General features: G+C 74.8%; 12 protein-coding genes. 8 read left to right on the top strand and 4 right to left on the bottom strand.

Annotated elements, in window-relative coordinates; genetic code table 11:
- Positions 1 to 68: 68 nt before the first annotated feature.
- Positions 69 to 305: a hypothetical protein gene (locus K8556_RS07375; protein ID WP_223739317.1), complete on the bottom strand. Its 237-nt coding sequence runs from the start codon at positions 303 to 305 to the stop codon at positions 69 to 71.
- A gap of 275 nt (positions 306 to 580) precedes the next feature.
- Here K8556_RS07375 and traC point away from each other — a divergent pair, with 275 nt between their 5' ends.
- Positions 581 to 2,395, top strand: coding sequence for an outer membrane exchange accessory lipoprotein TraC (traC, locus tag K8556_RS07370; RefSeq protein ID WP_223739316.1), 1,815 nt, complete (start codon positions 581 to 583; stop codon positions 2,393 to 2,395).
- 6 nt (positions 2,396 to 2,401) lie between these two features.
- Here traC and K8556_RS07365 read toward each other — a convergent pair whose 3' ends face one another.
- Positions 2,402 to 3,655: an MFS transporter gene (locus tag K8556_RS07365; RefSeq protein ID WP_223739315.1), complete on the bottom strand. Its 1,254-nt coding sequence runs from the start codon at positions 3,653 to 3,655 to the stop codon at positions 2,402 to 2,404.
- 185 nt (positions 3,656 to 3,840) lie between these two features.
- On the opposite strand from K8556_RS07365, the gene K8556_RS07360 reads away from it, so the two are divergent.
- A complete protein-coding gene (locus K8556_RS07360; RefSeq protein WP_223739314.1) occupies positions 3,841 to 4,746 on the top strand; it encodes an AEC family transporter in 906 nt (301 codons plus the stop codon).
- A 104-nt stretch (positions 4,747 to 4,850) separates the two neighbouring features.
- Here K8556_RS07360 and K8556_RS07355 read toward each other — a convergent pair whose 3' ends face one another.
- Entirely contained in the window at positions 4,851 to 5,060 is a 210-nt protein-coding gene (locus K8556_RS07355) for a hypothetical protein (RefSeq protein ID WP_223739313.1), read from the bottom strand.
- 249 nt (positions 5,061 to 5,309) lie between these two features.
- On the opposite strand from K8556_RS07355, the gene K8556_RS07350 reads away from it, so the two are divergent.
- Positions 5,310 to 5,552 (top strand): hypothetical protein, encoded by a 243-nt coding sequence (locus tag K8556_RS07350; protein ID WP_223739312.1) that lies wholly within the window; start codon positions 5,310 to 5,312, stop codon positions 5,550 to 5,552.
- Entirely contained in the window at positions 5,545 to 5,835 is a 291-nt protein-coding gene (locus K8556_RS07345) for a hypothetical protein (RefSeq protein WP_223739311.1), read from the top strand. Before K8556_RS07350 ends, K8556_RS07345 begins: the two co-directional genes overlap by 8 nt.
- 61 nt (positions 5,836 to 5,896) lie before the next feature.
- Here K8556_RS07345 and K8556_RS07340 read toward each other — a convergent pair whose 3' ends face one another.
- Positions 5,897 to 7,084, bottom strand: coding sequence for a hypothetical protein (locus tag K8556_RS07340; protein WP_223739310.1), 1,188 nt, complete (start codon positions 7,082 to 7,084; stop codon positions 5,897 to 5,899).
- Positions 7,085 to 7,188: 104 nt separating this feature from the next.
- On the opposite strand from K8556_RS07340, the gene K8556_RS07335 reads away from it, so the two are divergent.
- The 4 genes from K8556_RS07335 (at position 7,189) to K8556_RS07320 (ending at position 16,331) form a co-directional block, all read left to right on the top strand.
- Entirely contained in the window at positions 7,189 to 10,299 is a 3,111-nt protein-coding gene (locus K8556_RS07335; RefSeq protein ID WP_223739309.1) for an MG2 domain-containing protein, read from the top strand.
- Positions 10,296 to 12,668 carry an alpha-2-macroglobulin family protein gene (locus tag K8556_RS07330; protein ID WP_223739308.1) on the top strand — a complete coding sequence of 791 codons (2,373 nt, stop codon included), beginning with the start codon at positions 10,296 to 10,298 and terminating at the stop codon, positions 12,666 to 12,668. Before K8556_RS07335 ends, K8556_RS07330 begins: the two co-directional genes overlap by 4 nt.
- 209 nt (positions 12,669 to 12,877) lie before the next feature.
- On the top strand, positions 12,878 to 13,915 hold the full coding sequence (locus K8556_RS07325; RefSeq protein ID WP_223739307.1) for a trypsin-like peptidase domain-containing protein: 1,038 nt from the start codon (positions 12,878 to 12,880) through the stop codon (positions 13,913 to 13,915).
- A gap of 58 nt (positions 13,916 to 13,973) precedes the next feature.
- A complete protein-coding gene (locus tag K8556_RS07320; protein ID WP_223739306.1) occupies positions 13,974 to 16,331 on the top strand; it encodes a hypothetical protein in 2,358 nt (785 codons plus the stop codon).

Genomic DNA, 16,331 nt, shown 5'->3' with positions numbered 1-16,331 from the left:
GGGATGCAGGGGCCGGGCGCCCAGGACGCCCGGCCGGTTCAATCACAGACCCTGAAACACAAGACACCTCAGGGCTGCCCGTAGTTCGCCGGCTGCGTGAAGGCGAACGAGCTGGCGCCCGGCGCCTTGTCCTCACGGAACAGCGGGCACTTGGCGCAGGTGAAGCTCTCCCAGTCCTGACGGACCGCCACGTCGATGCAGCCGCCGTAGAAGCGGCAGTGGACGTTGCGGTGCTCCTCGATGGAGAACGTATCGGCCCGCAGCGGGAGGTGGAACTTGGTGGGACGCGGCTGTGGACAAGGCATTGGATTCTCTCTAGCCCCCCTCGTGGGTGCTGATTCCCTCTACTGACTGGTGCGTCGCGTCATTCCCGGCCGTCCGCCGCCTGGAACCTGAACGCCCGCACCCAGGCTCATCGCTGCCAGCAGAAGACGGTGTGGGTGTGACACATTCAAAAGGCACAACAGCCTAATGACGTCGGGCGCCCCTGGCCCGTCCCGCCAGGATGTCTGCCTTCACGCGGAGCAACCAGCCGGGCGGGCCGCCGGAATCTTCACGCCCGGAGCGCTTTCCCGCGAGAATGCGGCGCGTGAGCTCCCCCGCCCGACCCCCTCGCGATTCCTCCCGCTGGCTGAGCGCCCTGGCCGTGCTGTCGCTCGTGCTGCTCAGCGGCTGTTCCGCCTTCTCCCGCGCGGTGCGCGAGGGCGACGGCGCCGTGAAGGAGCGCCACTGGGCGGAGGCCGAGGCCGCCTACCTGCGCGCCCTGGCCGCGGACCCGGAGGCCTCTGAAATCACCGTGAAGCTGCGCGCGGTGCGCAAGGAGTGGGGCGCGGAGGTGTACCAGGAGGCCGGCGCCGCCCACGCCTCCGGGGACCTGCCGTCCGCCACCAGGCTGCTGGTGCGCGTGCTGGAGCTGGACCCCGACCATGATGGGGCCCGCGCGCTGCTCGCCCAGACGCTGGAGGCGCGCGTGCAGGTGGCCCTGGGGCTGCTCAAGGAGGAGAAGCTCCAGGACGCCCGCGCGGAGCTGGACGCGGTGCTGGCCGTGTCTCCGGAGCACGTGAACGCCCGCAAGGGCGTGGACGCCGTGCAGGTGGCGTGGGCGAAGCGCTTCTTCGCCAGCGCGGAGACGCTGGAGAAGTCCGGCAAGCTGGGCAACGCGCTCGTGGCCTACGTGCGCGCGGACCAGGAGCGCGTGGGCGCCACCGCCGCCCGCGAGCGCGCGGAGGCCGTGCGGCAGCGGCTGCGCGACGAGGTGGCCTTCCTGGTGGTGGCCACGCCCGTGGAGGACAACGCCCAGGCCCCCGACGTCGCCCAGCGGCTGAGCGCGGGCCGGCTGGCGTCCGCGCTGCCCACGAAGCTGCCCCTGAAGGTCGTGACGGAGGCGCCCCCGGGCCGCGTGGGCGTGAAGCTGGATTTGTCCCTGGAGCGCGTGCTGCCGCTCAAGGCGGTGGAGGACTCCCAGCGCAGCCAGCGCTACCTCGCGGGCAACCGCTCCGTGCCCAACCCCAGGCGCGGCGACTACGAGAAGAAGCTGCTGGAGGCCGAGCGCACCCTGGAGGGCGTGGAGCGCAAGCAGGCCGCCGTGCTGCGCGAGTACCTGCGCGCCCAGGTGGAGCTGGGCACGCTGCGCGACGCCGCCGAGCGCTGCCGCGAGCGGGAGAAGCGCGAGTGCCGCGCGGCCATCCAGGAGTGCGGCGAGGAGGCCCGCGACGCGAAGAGCCCGGGCAAGGTGCCTGGCGAGTGCGACCCGGAGCGGTGCTCGGGGCAGTGCACCCAGGACGAGGGCCTGATGTCCCAGAAGGCCAAGGCGACGCGCGTGCTGGAGCTGGCGGTGCAGGCGGCGCTGGAGAAGGCGGAGCTCCAGCGCTCCGAGGTGCAGCGCAACCGCGACGCCGTCTTCCGCGAGCCCATCACCGTGGAGGAGCCCATGTACTCGGACTTCGTCTACGACGTGCAGTTGCACCGGCTCACCGTGACGGCCACCGTGACGTCGGTGATGCGCGACCTCCTGGCGCCCCAGCAGGTGCCCGCGCCCAGCACGCAGGACTACGCGGTGCTGCACGAGGACCTGGCGCACAAGGGCTATGACCGCTACGGCGTGCTCGCGGACCCCGTGCAGCTTCGCAACGAGCTGGAGCTGCGCGTGGACGCGGGCGACAAGGCCGTGGCGGACGTGGCGAAGCACGTGAAGGAGCGCTTCGACCTGTACCGGGGCAAGCGCGTGGAGGACGCCCGGCGCGGCATGGTGCGCCCCGGCGCGGAGGACGTGGTGGAGACCGCCGTGCGCGCGCTGCTGCTGACCGCGGACGCGCCGCCGCAGGACATCCTCCAGCCCGTCGCCCGCGCGCGCGGCCTCACCCGGCCGGAGGCCCTCCTGGGCGTGGGGCAGTAGCCGCCTTCAGTCCAGGCTGGCGCTCATCTCCGGGCGCTCCAGCCGCAGCGTCTCCACCCGGCGTCTGCGCGCGCCCGCGATGGTCAGGTGCCACGCGGCGGCGGCCAGGCCCACGCAGAAGCAGCCCGCCCACAGCGCGGTGGCGCCCACGTGGCCCAGCATCGCGCCGCCCAGCGCCGGGGCGGCGCTGGACGCCAGGCCCCACATCATGTGGTACGCGCCCTGGTAGCTGCCGCGCAGCTCCGCCGGCGCCAGGTCCGCCACCACCGACGGCGCCACCGGCGAGTGGACGATTTCCCCCAGCGTCCACACCGCCACCGCCGCCATCGCGAGCGGCACGGTGGCCGGCAGCGCGTGCAGCCCGAAGCCCACGGCGGTGAGCACGCCCGCCACGGCCAGCGCGGTGGAGCGGCGCACCCGGCCCACGCCTCGCACGACCAGGGGCTGGAGCGCGACGATGAGCACCCCGTTGACGGACATCACCAGCCCGTACTCGGCGGGCGTCAGGCCCTGCTGGGTCAGCGTCACCGGCAGGCTCATGAAGCTCTGGTGGAAGAGCAGGGCCAGCGCGAACACCGGCAGGCAGAAGGCCAGGTACACGCCGTCCCGGAAGGGCGTCAGCACCGCCCCCAGCGGGGAGTGCGCCGCGTGCGCCGCCCGCGCCTCCGGGGGCCGCGTCTCCGGCACGAACGCCCAGACGCAGCAGCCGTAGAGGAACGTGGTCACCGCGTCCGCGATGAAGAGCAGCCGGTAGCCCAGCCCCGCCAGCAGGCCCGCCAGCGGCAGCGCGATGGCGAAGCCCAGGTTGATGACCCAGTAGAGCAGCCCGTACGCGCGCGCCCGGTCCTGGGGCGGCACCAGGTCCGCCACCGCCGCGGACACCGCCGGCCGGTATAAATCCCCCAGGATGCCCAGCAGGAAGGCCGCCACCGCGATGCGGCCCGGCGTCTCCGAGTGGCCGATGAGCAGCATGGCCCCCGACCCCAGCCACAGGCCCCCCGCCAACGTCAGCCGCCGGCCCACCCGGTCCGCGAGCATGCCCCCCAGGGGCGCCGCCAGCACCGCGCCCGCGCCGTTGAGGGCCACGATGAAGCCCGCCTGCTCCACGCTGAAGCCGCGCTCGCGCGTGAGGTAGAGCGCCAGGAACGGCGCGACGAAGGACCCCAGCCGGTTCACGAAGGTGCCCACCCACAGGACCCAGTACGTCCGTGGCAGGCCACCCCCGCCCAGCGCTCTCAACACCGTGGCAACGGGATTCATGGCGTGTGCCCGACGGCCGTGGGGTGGAAGGACTGACCGCGGGCGCCCGTCAGCATGCCCCCGATTCCAGCCGCGCGCGAAACGCGACTTCCCCGGGCGCGCCTTCAAGGCGCTGGACATCGCATCCGGGCTCCTCCAGGTTGCCGCGCCAATCCACACCCAGGAAGGCGGGACGCAAGGCGGGCATGGGGCAGGTCATCGGTCTTTTGGGGGTGTGCCTGGTCCTGGGCGTCCTGGCGCGGCGCAGCGGCCGGTTCCCGGAGGGGACGGCGCCCGCGTTCAACGTCTTCCTGCTCAACGTGTCCCTGCCGGCGCTGGTGCTGCGCGCCATGCACCGGCTGGAGTTCGCGCCGGGGCTGGTGGTGGCCGCCGCGGCGCCGTGGCTGCTCTTCGCGGGCGCGACGCTCTTCATGCGGCTGCTCGGGCCGAGGCTGGGGCTGGCGCGCGAGTCGGTGGCGGCGCTCATCCTCACGGCGGGGCTGGGCAACACGGCCTTCGTGGGCCTGCCCATGGCCGCCGCGCTCCTGGGGCCCCCGGGCGTGCCGGTGGCGGTGGTGGCGGATCAACTGGGCTCGTTCCTGGTGCTGGCGACGCTCGCCACGCTGACGGCGGCGAGGGCCCGTGCCCGGACGGAGCTGTCCGTGCGCACGCTCCTCCGCAAGGTGCTGGGGTTCACCCCGTTCCAGGCGCTGGTGGTGGCGCTGCTCCTGCGCCCAGTTCCCTTCCCGGACTGGCTGGAGTCCGTGCTGCAGCGGCTGGGCGACCTGCTCACGCCGCTGGCGCTGTTCGTCGTGGGCTTCCAGTTGCGGCTGAAGGGGCTGTGGCCGCGCGCGCCGGCGCTGGCGCTGGGGCTGTCCTACAAGCTGGTGCTCGCGCCGCTGGCGGTGATGGGCCTGCTGATGCTCATGCCCGGGCTGGCGCTGGTGGTGAGGCAGGCCACGGTGCTTCAAATCGCCATGGCGCCCATGGTGACGGCGGCCATCCTCGCGGCCGAGCACGACCTGGACGCGGACCTGGCGGTGCTGATGGTGGGCGTGGGCATCCCGCTGTCGTTCTTCACCGCGCCGCTGCTGCTGTCCCTGGTGCACTGACGCCCGTGCGGCGGAGGGGTCGCACGGGCGCTTTCGTCATCGCCGCGCCGGGAAGGAGACGTGCCCCCGGGCGGGCTGTCAGCATGGGGAATGCGCCCGTTGCTTCAGGCGAGCGCCGTGGTCTCGAAGGAGAGCTCGACGCCATTGGGCTTCACGCGCATCTGCGGGCGCGACAGCACATGGCACTGCGGGCAATAGCCGTGGGCACCGGCTGGCGTGGCCCGGATGGAGACCGCGCCGCCACACATCATGCAGCCCTCGGGAAGATCGAAGTCCGCGAACCGCTCTCCGCTCTGGGTCTCGAAGTGGGTCATGCCATTGAGTTAACGCAGGATCCGCCCGACACAAGCAGACCGTCGCCGCGCCGCGAGGACCCGGTGTGGCGCCCTGCCCCACCTTTCAGGGACAGAAGCCCGCCCTCCAGGGCAGCCTGCAAAGGTTACCGGCCGGGCTCCCACTGCTCACCCTTGGACAGCGCAAGCTGTTGGTCGGGCTCGCGGGCGCTGGCACGGGGATTTCATGGCGTACCCCCTCGGACAGCAACGGGACGGGGGAGGCGTGGGATGGGTGCAGGGAACACAGTGAAGGTCATGTGCGACCGGAAGGGCTGGCGCGTGGAGGTGGCGCACGCGGGGGGCGTGCGGCGCTACCGGTACGGCAGCGAGTCCCAGGCGCGCTACTTCGCGGCGGTGTTCGAGCTGGGGCCCAGCGTGCTGCCCCCCAAGAACCATGCGCGAAGGCGGCGGGAGCCCCGCTTGGCTCTACCCAATGAGGTCTCTTTCGGAGAGGCTTGGCTGTATGAGTGATGCTCCCAAGCCCAAGCCCTTCATCCTCCCCAACCGGCAGCACGTCACCAAGGAGCCGGATCCCGGCGGCCGTTGGTCCGCGCAGTTCCCGGACATGATTGGTTACACCAGCCAGGGCGGCGGCAAGGTGCCGGCCGACTTCGGGTGGAACACCAACCCCAAGCAGTGGCAGGAGGAGCTGACGCCGCAGACGCTGGCGGAGCGCTTCGAGGAGCTGCGCATCCTGCCTCCGAAGAAGGACGCCCCCGCGCTGCCCGCGCCGGCCACGCCCGCGAAGCCCTGAGCCGGCCAGCCGTTCGCCTCCTGGGCCCGGTGGCACCCGGGCCTGGTCGAGGCGGGGCTCGCTAGCTGAACGGCAGGCTGGCCAGCCGCTCGCGGAAGCGGGCGAGCAGGTCGCGCGCGCCAGCCTCGTTGAGCCCCGCGGAGGCCTCCTGACGGCCCTTGCGCAGGAACGCGTCGAAGGGCGCCGAGCGGCCCGAGAGCGCGCCCGCCGCGGCCACCGCCTCCTCCAGGACGCGCGCCGCGCCCGGAGAGCCCAGCTCCAGGTGCATCTCCACCTGCTCCAGCCGGACGCCGCTCGCGGCCCACACCTCGCGGTCGTGCACGGTGAGCCACGCGCGGGTCAGCTCCTCCATCGCCTCTTCCAGCAGCGCGAGGAAGGGCTCCACCAGCCCGGGCAGCACGTCCGGCCCCAGCTCGGCGCGCGCGCCCGCTTCGCGCAGCCGGCCTCGCGCCGCGACGATCTCGCGCTTGGTGGGGGTCTTCAGCGCGAGCGACGCGGGCAGGGACACGAACGCGGCCAGGCTCTCCTCGGCCTGCCTCGCCAGCGCGGGCCGCTGGGCGTCCGTGGCCTTCGCGGCGCGCTCCAGCCGTCCTTGCAGTGAGCGGCGCAGGTCCGCCGCCGCGCCCCGCAGGGCCACGCGCGCGCCCACCTGGTTCGCGTAGCCGGGCACCACGTCCTCGCGGCGCACGTCCGCGAAGGCCGCGGCGGTGAGGTACACGAGGTCGCCGATGCGGTTGCGGAAGTCCGCGCGCGACGCGGCCAGCTCCGACATCAGCGTCCAGCGGTCGCTCACCACCTCCGGCCGGCGCATCTGCACGCCCAGCTCCTGCAAGCGCCTGGACAGGCGCTCCGCGCTGGCGTGCAGCACGGCCTCCGCCTCCTGCGACAGGCGCTCGTCGGAGCTCGCGGGCGGCGGGGCCCAGCCGCCGTCGCTGGGCGTGGCGGGGCGCGCGGGCGGCGGGAAGGCGTCGCGGATGGCGGCCACCAGCTTGTTGACGTCCGTCAGCGTCTCGCCGATGGCGGGCGCCATCGTCTCCCAGAGGGACAGGTCCGCGGCGTCGTCGGGCTCGGCGGTGGTGGGCTCGTACTTCACGATGCTCAGGTGCCCCAGCCGGTCGATGGCGACCGCGGCGGCCTGGTAGACCTTGCGCAGCCGCGTCGCGAAGTCGCGGTCCATCAAGGCTTCGAGCAGCGCATCCAGGCGGGGCGGCAGGGCATCCTGCGGGGGGCGGTTCTTCGACACGGCCATGACGCGTCACCCTAGCCCAGCCACCCCACGGATACGTCAACGGGGGGAGGTGGGGACCGGCCCCGCGCTTTCCGGCGTACAGTGGAAAGACGGGGAGAAGACGCATGACAGATGGCATCCAGCGCCGGCGATGGGTGGCCGGAGGGCTCGGGCTGTTGTTCGTGGGGGGAGGCCTGGCCTTCATGGCTTCCGGGCGGTGTCTGTCCGCCTGGATGTTCCAGGGCGTGGAGGTGCCGGCGTGTCCGGACGGCGAGCTCCGCCAGACGGTGAGCGTGTCCACCGGCGCGCTCGCGCGCGGGGTCTCCGGCCGGGTGGATGTGCAGGCGGTGGCGCACGGCGTGGACGCGGAGGGCCGCGAGCTCCGGGCCCCGGTCGGCCGGGGCTCCGCGGCGCTGTTCCTGGTGGACGCGGCCGGCAAGGAGACGCCGCTGCCGCCGGACGCGGAGGGCCGCTGGGAGCGCGAAGGAGACGGCCCCCTGTTCGCGCCGGTGACGCTGCCCGCGGTGCCGGACGGCGACTACCTGCTGCGCGCGCGCGTCACCACGCCGCTGGGCGCCGGCACGGTGGACGCGGCGCTGCCCCTGTACGCGCCCGCGCGGGTGCGCGTGCTGACGGACCGGCCCCTCTACGAGCCCGGGCACCGGGTGCGCTTCCGCGCGGTGGCGCTGCGCGCGAAGGACCTGTCGCCGCTCGACGGGCGGCCGGGGACGTGGAAGGTGACGGACCCCTCCGGCGAGGTGGTGCTGGAGGAGCGCGCGCCCGCGGGCCCCTGGGGCGTGGTGGCGGGGGACTTCCCGCTGGACCGGGGCGCGCCCACGGGCACGTGGACGGTGGCGTGGTCCAGCGGCGGCGCCTCCGGTGACGCGGCCTTCACGGTGGAGCCCTTCACGCTGCCGCGCCTGCGGATGGAGGCGAGGAGCCCCCGGCCCTTCTGGCGCGCCGACGACACGCCGGAGGTGACGGGGCAGGTGTCCTACGCGTCCGGCGCGCCGGTGGCGGACTCGGACGTGACGCTGACGTGGAGCCACGCGGGCGCGTGGCCGCCTCCGACGGAGTGGCTCCGGGGCGAGCTGCCCACGAAGGCGCGCACGGACGCCGCCGGCCGCTTCCGCGTGACGCTGCCGCGCGTGCCCCAGGACCTGCGCGGCCAGGCCACGCTGAGCGCGAGCCTGGAGGCGAAGGACCCCACGGGCGAGCCGGTGCGCGGCGGCGTGTCGCTCCTGTTGTCCGAGGACGCGCTGGCCGTGTCCTCCGTGACGGAGCTGGAGGACGGGCTGGTGGCGGGCTTCAACAACCGCGTCTACCTGCGCGCCACCACCGCGTCGGGCCAGGTGCTGCCGGGCGCGGAGGTGACGGTGACGCGCGCGTGGGACCCGCGCGACCCGGGCGTGAGCGCGGTGGCGGACGAGGACGGCGTGGCCGCCTTCCAGTTGGACCCGGGCCCCGCGGTGAACGTGGTGGTGCCGCCCCTGCCGGTGCGCGCGCAGCCGCGCCCGCCGCCCGTGTCGCTCGTGTCGTCGCGGGACCTGCTGGGCGCGCAGGGAGGGCAGGCGTCGCTGGAGGATCAGCTCGCGCTGGAGCGGCTGCTGCCGGTGCTGCACCCCTGCGCGCGCTTCGTCAGCCCGGCCTCCGGCGCGGCCCTGGCGGAGTTCGCGGTGCGGGTGGGCGCGGCCGGGCAGGTGCTGGACGTGGGCGGCGCGGAAGAGGGGCTGGAGGCGTGCATGGCGGCGGCGCTGCGCGCGAAGGGACTGCCGGCGCGCGCGGAGCGGATGCTCCAGTTGCGCTTCCAGGTCCGGGACCCGGGGCTGCCCTCCTTCCGCTGGGACACGCAGGTCGCCTTCGGGGACGAGCGGGGCGTGAGCGAGGGGCTGACGCTCGCCGCGCTGGACGCGCGCTCGTGCCTGCCGTCCACGCTGGACCGCGCCGTGGCCCTGCCCGGCGCGCTGACGTGGCGGCTGTGGGCGGACAAGCCGGAGCTGGCGCTGTCCTGGGTGGCGGAGCCCGCGCCGGAGGACGCGCTCCCGGCGGCGGCGCTGGCGTGCGTGAAGGAGCGCTTCGCGCGCATCCGCGTCCCGGCCTCGATGCGGGCGGAGCTGCTGGCGGGGCGGCGGTTGCCGGAGGCCATGGGCGTGGTGCGCTTCACCGCGCAGCCCACCTACGGCGGAAGCGGCACGCCCCGGCCGCCGCAGGCCACCACGTTCCTGGGCTACGAGCTGAGGGTCCGGGCGAAGTGGGACGGCCAGGACATGGGGGAGACGAAGTTCGTGCTGCGCCCCGCGAACCTGCGGCCGCTGCGCCTGCGCGCGACGCCGGTGCTGGCGAAGGCGGGCGAGTCCGTGAAGGTGGAGCTGCTGCGCGGCCCCGGCTTCCAGGGCGAGCTGCCCCCGACGCTGGAGCTGGTGGCCGGACAGACGCGGCTGAAGGAGAAGGTGGACCCGGCCACGCGCTCCGCGCGCTTCACGCTGCCCCAGGACTTCGAGGGCTGGGCGCAGGTGGAGGGCGTGCCGGCGACCGCGCGCGTGTACGTGGCGCCCCGCGCGTCGCTGTCCGTGGAGGTGTCTCCGGACAAGCCCGCGTACGCGCCCGGGGAGCTGGCGCACCTCCAGGTCCACACGCGCGTGGACGGCAGGGACGGCGAGGCGGCGGTGGGCCTCTTCGGCGTGGACGAGACGCTGTCCCAGTTGGTGGTGCTGCCGGGCGCGGACGCGCTGGACGGGCTGCGGCCCTCGCCCTCCGTGGCCACGCCGGCCTTCGGCGTGCTGGACGGCCAGGCGCTGGCCATGGGGCGCATCCGGGGCGCGAACGCGGCCGCGGCGGCGCTCCTGCGCGTCACGGCGGTGCCCTCGCTGGAGGACGAGGAGCCGCCCCTGACGGCGAGCGCCACGAGCCCCTTCTCCCCGGACGCGGAGCTGACGGAGCCCTTCTACGCGGTGCTGACGGAGCTGCACGCGCGCACGCGCAAGTGGGAGGAGACCGCGCCCGCGGGTGAGACGTTGGACCCCGCGGGGCTCGCGCGCCTGTGGGCGGAGTCGCTGGCCGCGTGCGAGCAGCGCGGGCAGAAGGTGACGGACGCGTTCGGCCGCAAGCTGCGGCTGTCGCGCCTGCCGCGCGATCTGCTGGCCCTCACGGATCCGCGCGCGGTGGTGGTGAATGGAACGCGGTTGCCGGAGGACGTCGTGAACTGGGACGCGTGGGTCGCCCGGGAGGCGCCATGAAGCAGCGCTCGTGGATGTCCGGGGCCGTGGGCCTCGGGGTGGGGTTCGTGCTGGGCGGAGTCACGCTCGCGCTGGTGGCGGGGGATGTCATCCGCCGCACCATGGGCCAGTCCGCCGCCGCGCTCGCGGGGGAGGACGGCGTCGTCGTCACCATGGCGCAACGCCCCGGCGGTCCGGAGGGCATGAAGCGCAAGGCGATGAAGGGCTTCGGCTCGTCGAACGCCTACGACGAGGCCGTCGGTTCGCGGGGGGGCGGCGGACCGGCCGAGGCTCCGAAGGCCGCGGCGCCCGTGATGGAGATGGCGGCGCCTCCGGAGCCGGAGATGGAGGAGGGGGGCGTCAGCGCGGACAAGGGCGGCGCTGGCGCGCCCACCCGCGCGTGGTTCCCGGAGACGTTCCTCTTCGAGCCCCTGGTGGTGACGGACGCGAGCGGCTTGGCGACGGTGCCGGTGCGCGTGCCGGACCGGCTGACGCAGTGGCGGGTGCTGGCGCTCGCGCACTCGCGCTCCGGCGCGCAGGCGGGGGCGGTGACGTCCTTCGCGGGCACGCTGCCCACGTACGTGGATCCGGTGTCGCCGCCCTTCCTGCGCGCGGGCGACACGGTGCGCCTGCCGGTGCAGGTGGTGAACACCACCGACAAGGCCGTGGAGGCCGCGCTCAAGGTGGACGTGAAGGGCGCGCAGGTGGAGGCCGGCGCGCGCACGGTGCGGGTGCCCGCGCGCGGCAGCGTGGTGGAGTGGGTGACGGTGAAGGCCCGGGGCGCGGGGCCGGTGACGCTGCGGGCGTCGCTGGGGGACACGGACGCGGTGGTGCGCGACTTCGACGTGTGGGCCACCGGCCAGCCCGTGGTCCAGACGCGCGGCGGCTCCCTGGCGGCGCCGCGCACGCTGTCCCTCGCGGTCCCCGCGGACGCGCAGGCCGGCAGCGAGCGGGTGCGCCTGCAGGTGTATCCGGGCGCGCTGGGCATGGTGCGCGCGGAGCTGGCGGCGGTGGAGCGCCGGCCGGTGGACGTGGCGGGGGACGCGTACGCGCTGCTGCTCGCGGGCCAGGCGCCGGAGCTCCTGAGGTCGCTGGGCGAGACGGCGGACCCCGCGGCGCTGAAGGCGCTGTCGCTGGTGGCGACGCAGCGGGTGCTGCGCGCGGCGCGGGCGCCGTCGGTGGAAGTGGCGACGCGGCTCGCGGAGGGCGCGCTGGCCCACCCGGACAACCCGGTGCTCTCGCGGCTGGGCGAGCGGCTGGTGGCGCAGGTGGCCCAGGCGCAGCGGCCGGACGGCACCTGTCTGGGCGGCGAGGGCTGGACGCTCCAGCGCCTGCTGGTGGCGACGGCGGACTGCGCCCGCACGGTGCGCGCGGCGCAGGGCACCCCGGAGGGCAGGCAGCGCGCGGCGGCCTTCACCGTGCGCGCGTCGGGCGTCTTCGAGCGCTACCTGCCGCAGGTGAAGGATGGCTACACGGCGGCGGTGCTGCTGGCGGAGGGCGCCGCGGAGGGCAGCGTGGCGGACGCCCTGCGCGCCCGCGTGCGGGAGGCGCTGAAGTCCGGCGCGGACGGCACCGCGTGGCTGCCGGTGGAGCCGGACACGGTGCGCGCGGACGGGGAGGCGCCCTCGGAGGCGGAGGCCACGGCGATGGCGGTGCTCGCCCTCCAGGGCGATGCGAAGGCGCCGCTCGCGGACCTGGGCGCCTGGCTGCTCGCGCACTACACGCCGGGCCTGGGCTGGGGGGATGGGCAGGCCAACCGCGTGGGGCTGCGCGCCGCGCTGGCCCTCTTCAAGGACCCGCTGCCGGCCCGGGTGCGCGTGACGGTGGCGCGCGACGGACAGGTCGTCACGGAGGGCACCTACGACACGCAGGCGCTGCGCCAGGTGCTGGCGCTGGAGGCCGCAGCGCCGGGCTCGGCGGGCACGCACACGTGGACCGTGCGCGCGGAGCCCGCGGTGCCGGGGCTGGGCTTCTCCCTGGCGCTGTCCGCAGCGGTGCCCTGGAAGCGCGAGGTGAGGGGCGGCCTGCAACTGGCCGTGACGGCGCCGGCGGAGGCGCGCGTGGGGCAACTGACGAACGTGCGCGTCCAGGTGGGTGCGCCGTCCTCGCTGCCGCTGCGCTTCCAGCAGGAGCTGCCCGCGGGCGTGCAGGTGGACCCCGCGAGCCTGGTCGCGCTCGTGGCGTCCGGACAGGTGACGTCCTGGGATGTGCAGGATGGAGCGTTGTCCCTGGACCTTTCTCCCAGGGAGCAGGGCGCGCCGGTGCAGGTGGAGTTCCGCGTGCTGCCCACGCTCGCCGGGACGTTGCAGGCGGGCGCGGCGCGACTGGGCGTGCCTGGCCGGCCGGACATCACCGCGTCGCTGCCGCCCACCACCTGGGCGGTGCGCTGAGGCCCTCCGGCGTCCGTGGGGTCATTCTCCACTCACGGCGCCGGTGCTGGTCCCTTCCGTCCGGCCCCGGAGGCGGGTGGAATGGGCGCCTGGCGCGCGGCAGGGGCCCGTCCCGCCGGGTGCCCCCCGCCCGGTGCAATCGCCGCCCTCATGCGTACACTGCAAGGAGTGCGGCGGAGATGCTTCGTGCGCTGCGGCGAGGAAACCGGATGGAGCTTGAAGGCTCCGAACAGGAGGAACTGACCCACGCCCTCCTGGGCGCGTTCACCTCGGTGGAGGAGCTCCACCGGATGGTCCAGGTGAAATGCGGCCGCAGCCTGGTGCCCCCCGTCGAACGGGAGGGGGCGGCGCGGGCGCGGGCGCTCGTGCGCACCGCGGAGGCGGAGGGGTGGACGGACGTGCTGGTGCGCGGCGCGCACGCGGCGGCGCCGAGCCATCCGCGCATCCGCCGCTTCCTCCAGAGCTACCTGTCCTCCGTGCAGCGCAGCGTGTCCGGCAGCGCCCTGGCGCGCATCGTCCAGCAGTCCCGGCTGGCGCTGACGCCGCAGGTCTGGCGCGACCGGCTGGCCACGTTGTCGCGGCGCGTGTGCCGCGTGGAGCTGGAGGGCGGCCGCGCGCTGGGCACGGGCTTCCTGGTGGCGCCGGACGTGGTGCTGACGAACTCGCACGTCATCGAGCACCGGCTGCTGGAGGCGCTGCGCGTGCGCTTCGACTTGAAGGTGCTGCCGGACCGCATCGCGGTGCACCCCGGCCGGGTGTACGCGGTGAAGGCGTGCCTGGCGCAGAGCCCGCACAGCCCGGCGGACCTGATGCACCCGCGCCCGCGCGAGGCCACGCGCGACGAACTGGACTACGCCTTCCTGCTGATCCACGAGGCCCCCGGCGAGGACCGGCTGGGGGACCAGCGGCGCGGCTTCATCCCGCTGGCCCCTTCGTCGCCCACGGCGTTCGCGCCCGGCGCGCTGGCGCTCGTGGTGCAGCACCCCAAGGGGCGGCCCATGCAGGTGGCGCTGGACACGTTCCAGGCGGTCAACCGCTCCCAGACGCGGGTCACCTACTGCACCAACACGCACCCGGGCTCGTCCGGGTCGCCGTGCTTCACGCCGGACCTGGAGCTGGTCGCGCTGCACCACAGCGGAGACCCGCGCCCCGGCCACGAGTCCGCCGAGGACGACGAGGGCATCCCCCTGGACACCATCCGCGCGAGCCTGTCCGGGAGCGTGCTGCGCCGCCTGGGCTGGGAGTGAAACAAGGCCCCGGTCGAACATGCGGGCGCGGAGGAGGGGGCTGCTATCGTCCGCGCGCATGCGCCTCCCCGCTCGAAGCACCCTGGCCGCGAAGGTCCCGCTCTCCACGGGCGTGACGCTGGCGTGCGCCGTGCTCTGCCTGTGGCCCATGCTCGCGGGCGCGGCGCCGCGCTTCGGCCTCGCGGGCCTGTCCTCCAACAACGAGGTGCGCCTGCGCACGTCCACCGCGCACCTGGAGACGGTGCTGCGCGTGGACCTGCTGCCCACGCCCATGGACGCCTCCCCGGAGTCGCCGCGCGACGCGGGCGCGGAGGCCACGCGGGTGACGGTGCTGGTGGATCCGCTGCTCGCGGCGGACGGCACGCAGGTGCCGGTGGCGGTGCGCGTGGGCGCGGCGGAGGGCGTCGCGGAGGTGCCCATCTCCGTGGGGCAGCCGGTGACGGTGACGCTGTCCGCGGACCTGCCCTCGGCCGGTGACTTCCACGGCCGCGTGGTGCTCCTGGGCGACGGCGTGCGGGAGTCCACCCCGCTCATCGTGCGGCGCGTGGCGGCGGCGCCCACGGTGCAGTTCTATCCGGTGGCCCCCGCGCGCGGTTGGACGCTGGGGCCGTTCTCCGGCAAGGCCACGGTGCGGCTGTCCTTCCGGGAGACGGCGGGCGTGGGCGGCGTGGTGGGGCCCGCGGCGGTGGTGCAACTGGACCGAAAGGCGGGCGGCTCGGGTGACGGCGCCGCGCCCGTGCAGGCGCAGGACGCGACGTGGTCCTTCCGCGGACCGGAGGGCCTCCTGGAGGTGCCCGCCTACGGCACCGGCCTCTTGAGCCTGGACGTGGATGGCCTGCCGGAGTCCGGCGAGTACACCGGCACGGTGCGGCTGCTCGTGCCGGAGGGCGGCGCGGTGGAGCAGGCCTTCACCGTCTGGGTGAAGACGCCCGCGATGTTCGGCGCGTTCCTCATCTTCCTGGGCGTGGTGACGTCCGCGGCGGTGCGCTTCTACGTGCAGCGCGTGCGCCCGCGCGTGAACCTGCGCAGCCGCGCGGAGGCCGCGCGCCAGAAGCTCCAGTCCCTGGTGCCCGCCCGTCCCCTGGAGCGCGAGGCCACCGTGGCCGCGTCGCTGCGCCGCCAGGTGGACGCGCTCCTCGCGGACATCCAGCGGCCCTTGAGCGGGCTCGTCGTGCAGGACTCCGTGCTCGCCCTCTTCGAGGCCCGCCTCCAGTTGTTCTCCCTCTGGTCCGTGCTCCTGCGTCAGTTGGAGGGGCTCAGGGGCGTGGCGCTGCTGGACGCGGAGCGCAAGCTCAAGGCGGTGGAGACGCTGCTCCAGAACGACGAGGCCACGTCCGCGGACTTCAGCGAGCAGGCGCAGATGCTGCGCACGCTCGACCTGGAGGCGGTGGCCCGCGCGGTGCTGGAGGCGCGGCTGACGGAGCTGGAGCAGCAGTCGCGCACGCTGGCCTCCCAGCGCGGGGATGACCCCGTGAGCCGCCGGCTCCAGGGCGAGCTGCCCCTGTACGTGCTGCGCGCGCGCCAGCAGTTGCCGGGGCCCGACCTGGAGGCGTCCCGCCGGCTGGTGGAGACCGCGCGCGAGGCGTTCCTCGAAATCCTCCTGACGGACCTGGAGGACGCCCTCACCGCGAAGGAGCTGCCCGGCGGCTTCACGCAGGAGGAGTGGGCGGCGCTGCGCCTGCGCGTGGGCGAGCAACTGGCCCGGGCGCGGGCCCGCGTGCACGCCAGCGTGGACGAGGCGTACCTCTACTACCAGTCCGCGCACGCGCTGTACCTGCGCGAGCTGGTGGACAACCTGGAGGAGGCGCTGACGCAGCTCCAGGCCCAGGCCGGCGGCGGGCTGAACACCCTGGCGGACGACTGGCGGACCGGGGCGGACGCGCGGCTGGCGGCGGCGCGCGAGCACCTGGACAAGGGCGAGGCGAACCTGGCCGCGGCGGAGTACCGCGCCGCCCGCGAGGACTTCTCGCGCCACGTCACGCTCCCGCCGCCCCCGGTGTCCATGGGCGGCCGGCTGGCCCTGGAGTCCGTCCCCTCCGCCGTGACGCTGGACCCCTTCTCGCAGCCGGCCGCGGAGTCGCCCCCGCCGCCCTCGCCGCTGCCCGGCGGGCCCGCCACCGGGAACCTCTCCCCGCTGCCGCCGTCCTCCACGAAGGCGAGCACCGACGTGCTGGTGCACCTGGACTGGATCCCCCTGCCGCGCTCGCGCGACCTGTGGAAGGTGGAGCTCGCGGTGCTGGGGATGATGTCCATCATCGCGGTGCTGCTGGGGCTCCAGGTGCTGGACGTCTTCGCGCCCACGTGGGGCGGCTCCGGCGCGTGGATGACCGCCTTCCTCTGGGGCTTCGGCCTGCACCAGGTGGGCAACGCCACCTTCGACGGCCTGTGGGGCATGGTGTCGCGGCTGGAGAAGTAG

This window comes from Corallococcus sp. AS-1-12, assembly GCF_020036995.1.
Lineage (GTDB): Bacteria > Myxococcota > Myxococcia > Myxococcales > Myxococcaceae > Corallococcus.
The sequence above is the reverse complement of the archived record's forward strand: the minus strand, read 5'-3'. Positions and strand labels throughout refer to the sequence as shown.

Bases quoted from the DNA above. Each gene is read 5' to 3' on its own strand.
- K8556_RS07345 (WP_223739311.1), top strand. From the start codon at position 5,545: ATGAGTGATGCTCCCAAGCCCAAGCCCTTCATCCTCCCCAACCGGCAG.
- K8556_RS07350 (WP_223739312.1), top strand. From the start codon at position 5,310: ATGGGTGCAGGGAACACAGTGAAGGTCATGTGCGACCGGAAGGGCTGG.
- K8556_RS07360 (WP_223739314.1), top strand. From the start codon at position 3,841: ATGGGGCAGGTCATCGGTCTTTTGGGGGTGTGCCTGGTCCTGGGCGTC.
- K8556_RS07375 (WP_223739317.1), bottom strand. From the start codon at position 305: ATGCCTTGTCCACAGCCGCGTCCCACCAAGTTCCACCTCCCGCTGCGG.
- K8556_RS07355 (WP_223739313.1), bottom strand. From the start codon at position 5,060: ATGACCCACTTCGAGACCCAGAGCGGAGAGCGGTTCGCGGACTTCGAT.
- K8556_RS07365 (WP_223739315.1), bottom strand. From the start codon at position 3,655: ATGAATCCCGTTGCCACGGTGTTGAGAGCGCTGGGCGGGGGTGGCCTG.
- K8556_RS07320 (WP_223739306.1), top strand. From the start codon at position 13,974: ATGCGCCTCCCCGCTCGAAGCACCCTGGCCGCGAAGGTCCCGCTCTCC.
- K8556_RS07340 (WP_223739310.1), bottom strand. From the start codon at position 7,084: ATGGCCGTGTCGAAGAACCGCCCCCCGCAGGATGCCCTGCCGCCCCGC.
- K8556_RS07330 (WP_223739308.1), top strand. From the start codon at position 10,296: ATGAAGCAGCGCTCGTGGATGTCCGGGGCCGTGGGCCTCGGGGTGGGG.
- K8556_RS07335 (WP_223739309.1), top strand. From the start codon at position 7,189: ATGACAGATGGCATCCAGCGCCGGCGATGGGTGGCCGGAGGGCTCGGG.
- traC (WP_223739316.1), top strand. From the start codon at position 581: ATGCGGCGCGTGAGCTCCCCCGCCCGACCCCCTCGCGATTCCTCCCGC.
- K8556_RS07325 (WP_223739307.1), top strand. From the start codon at position 12,878: ATGGAGCTTGAAGGCTCCGAACAGGAGGAACTGACCCACGCCCTCCTG.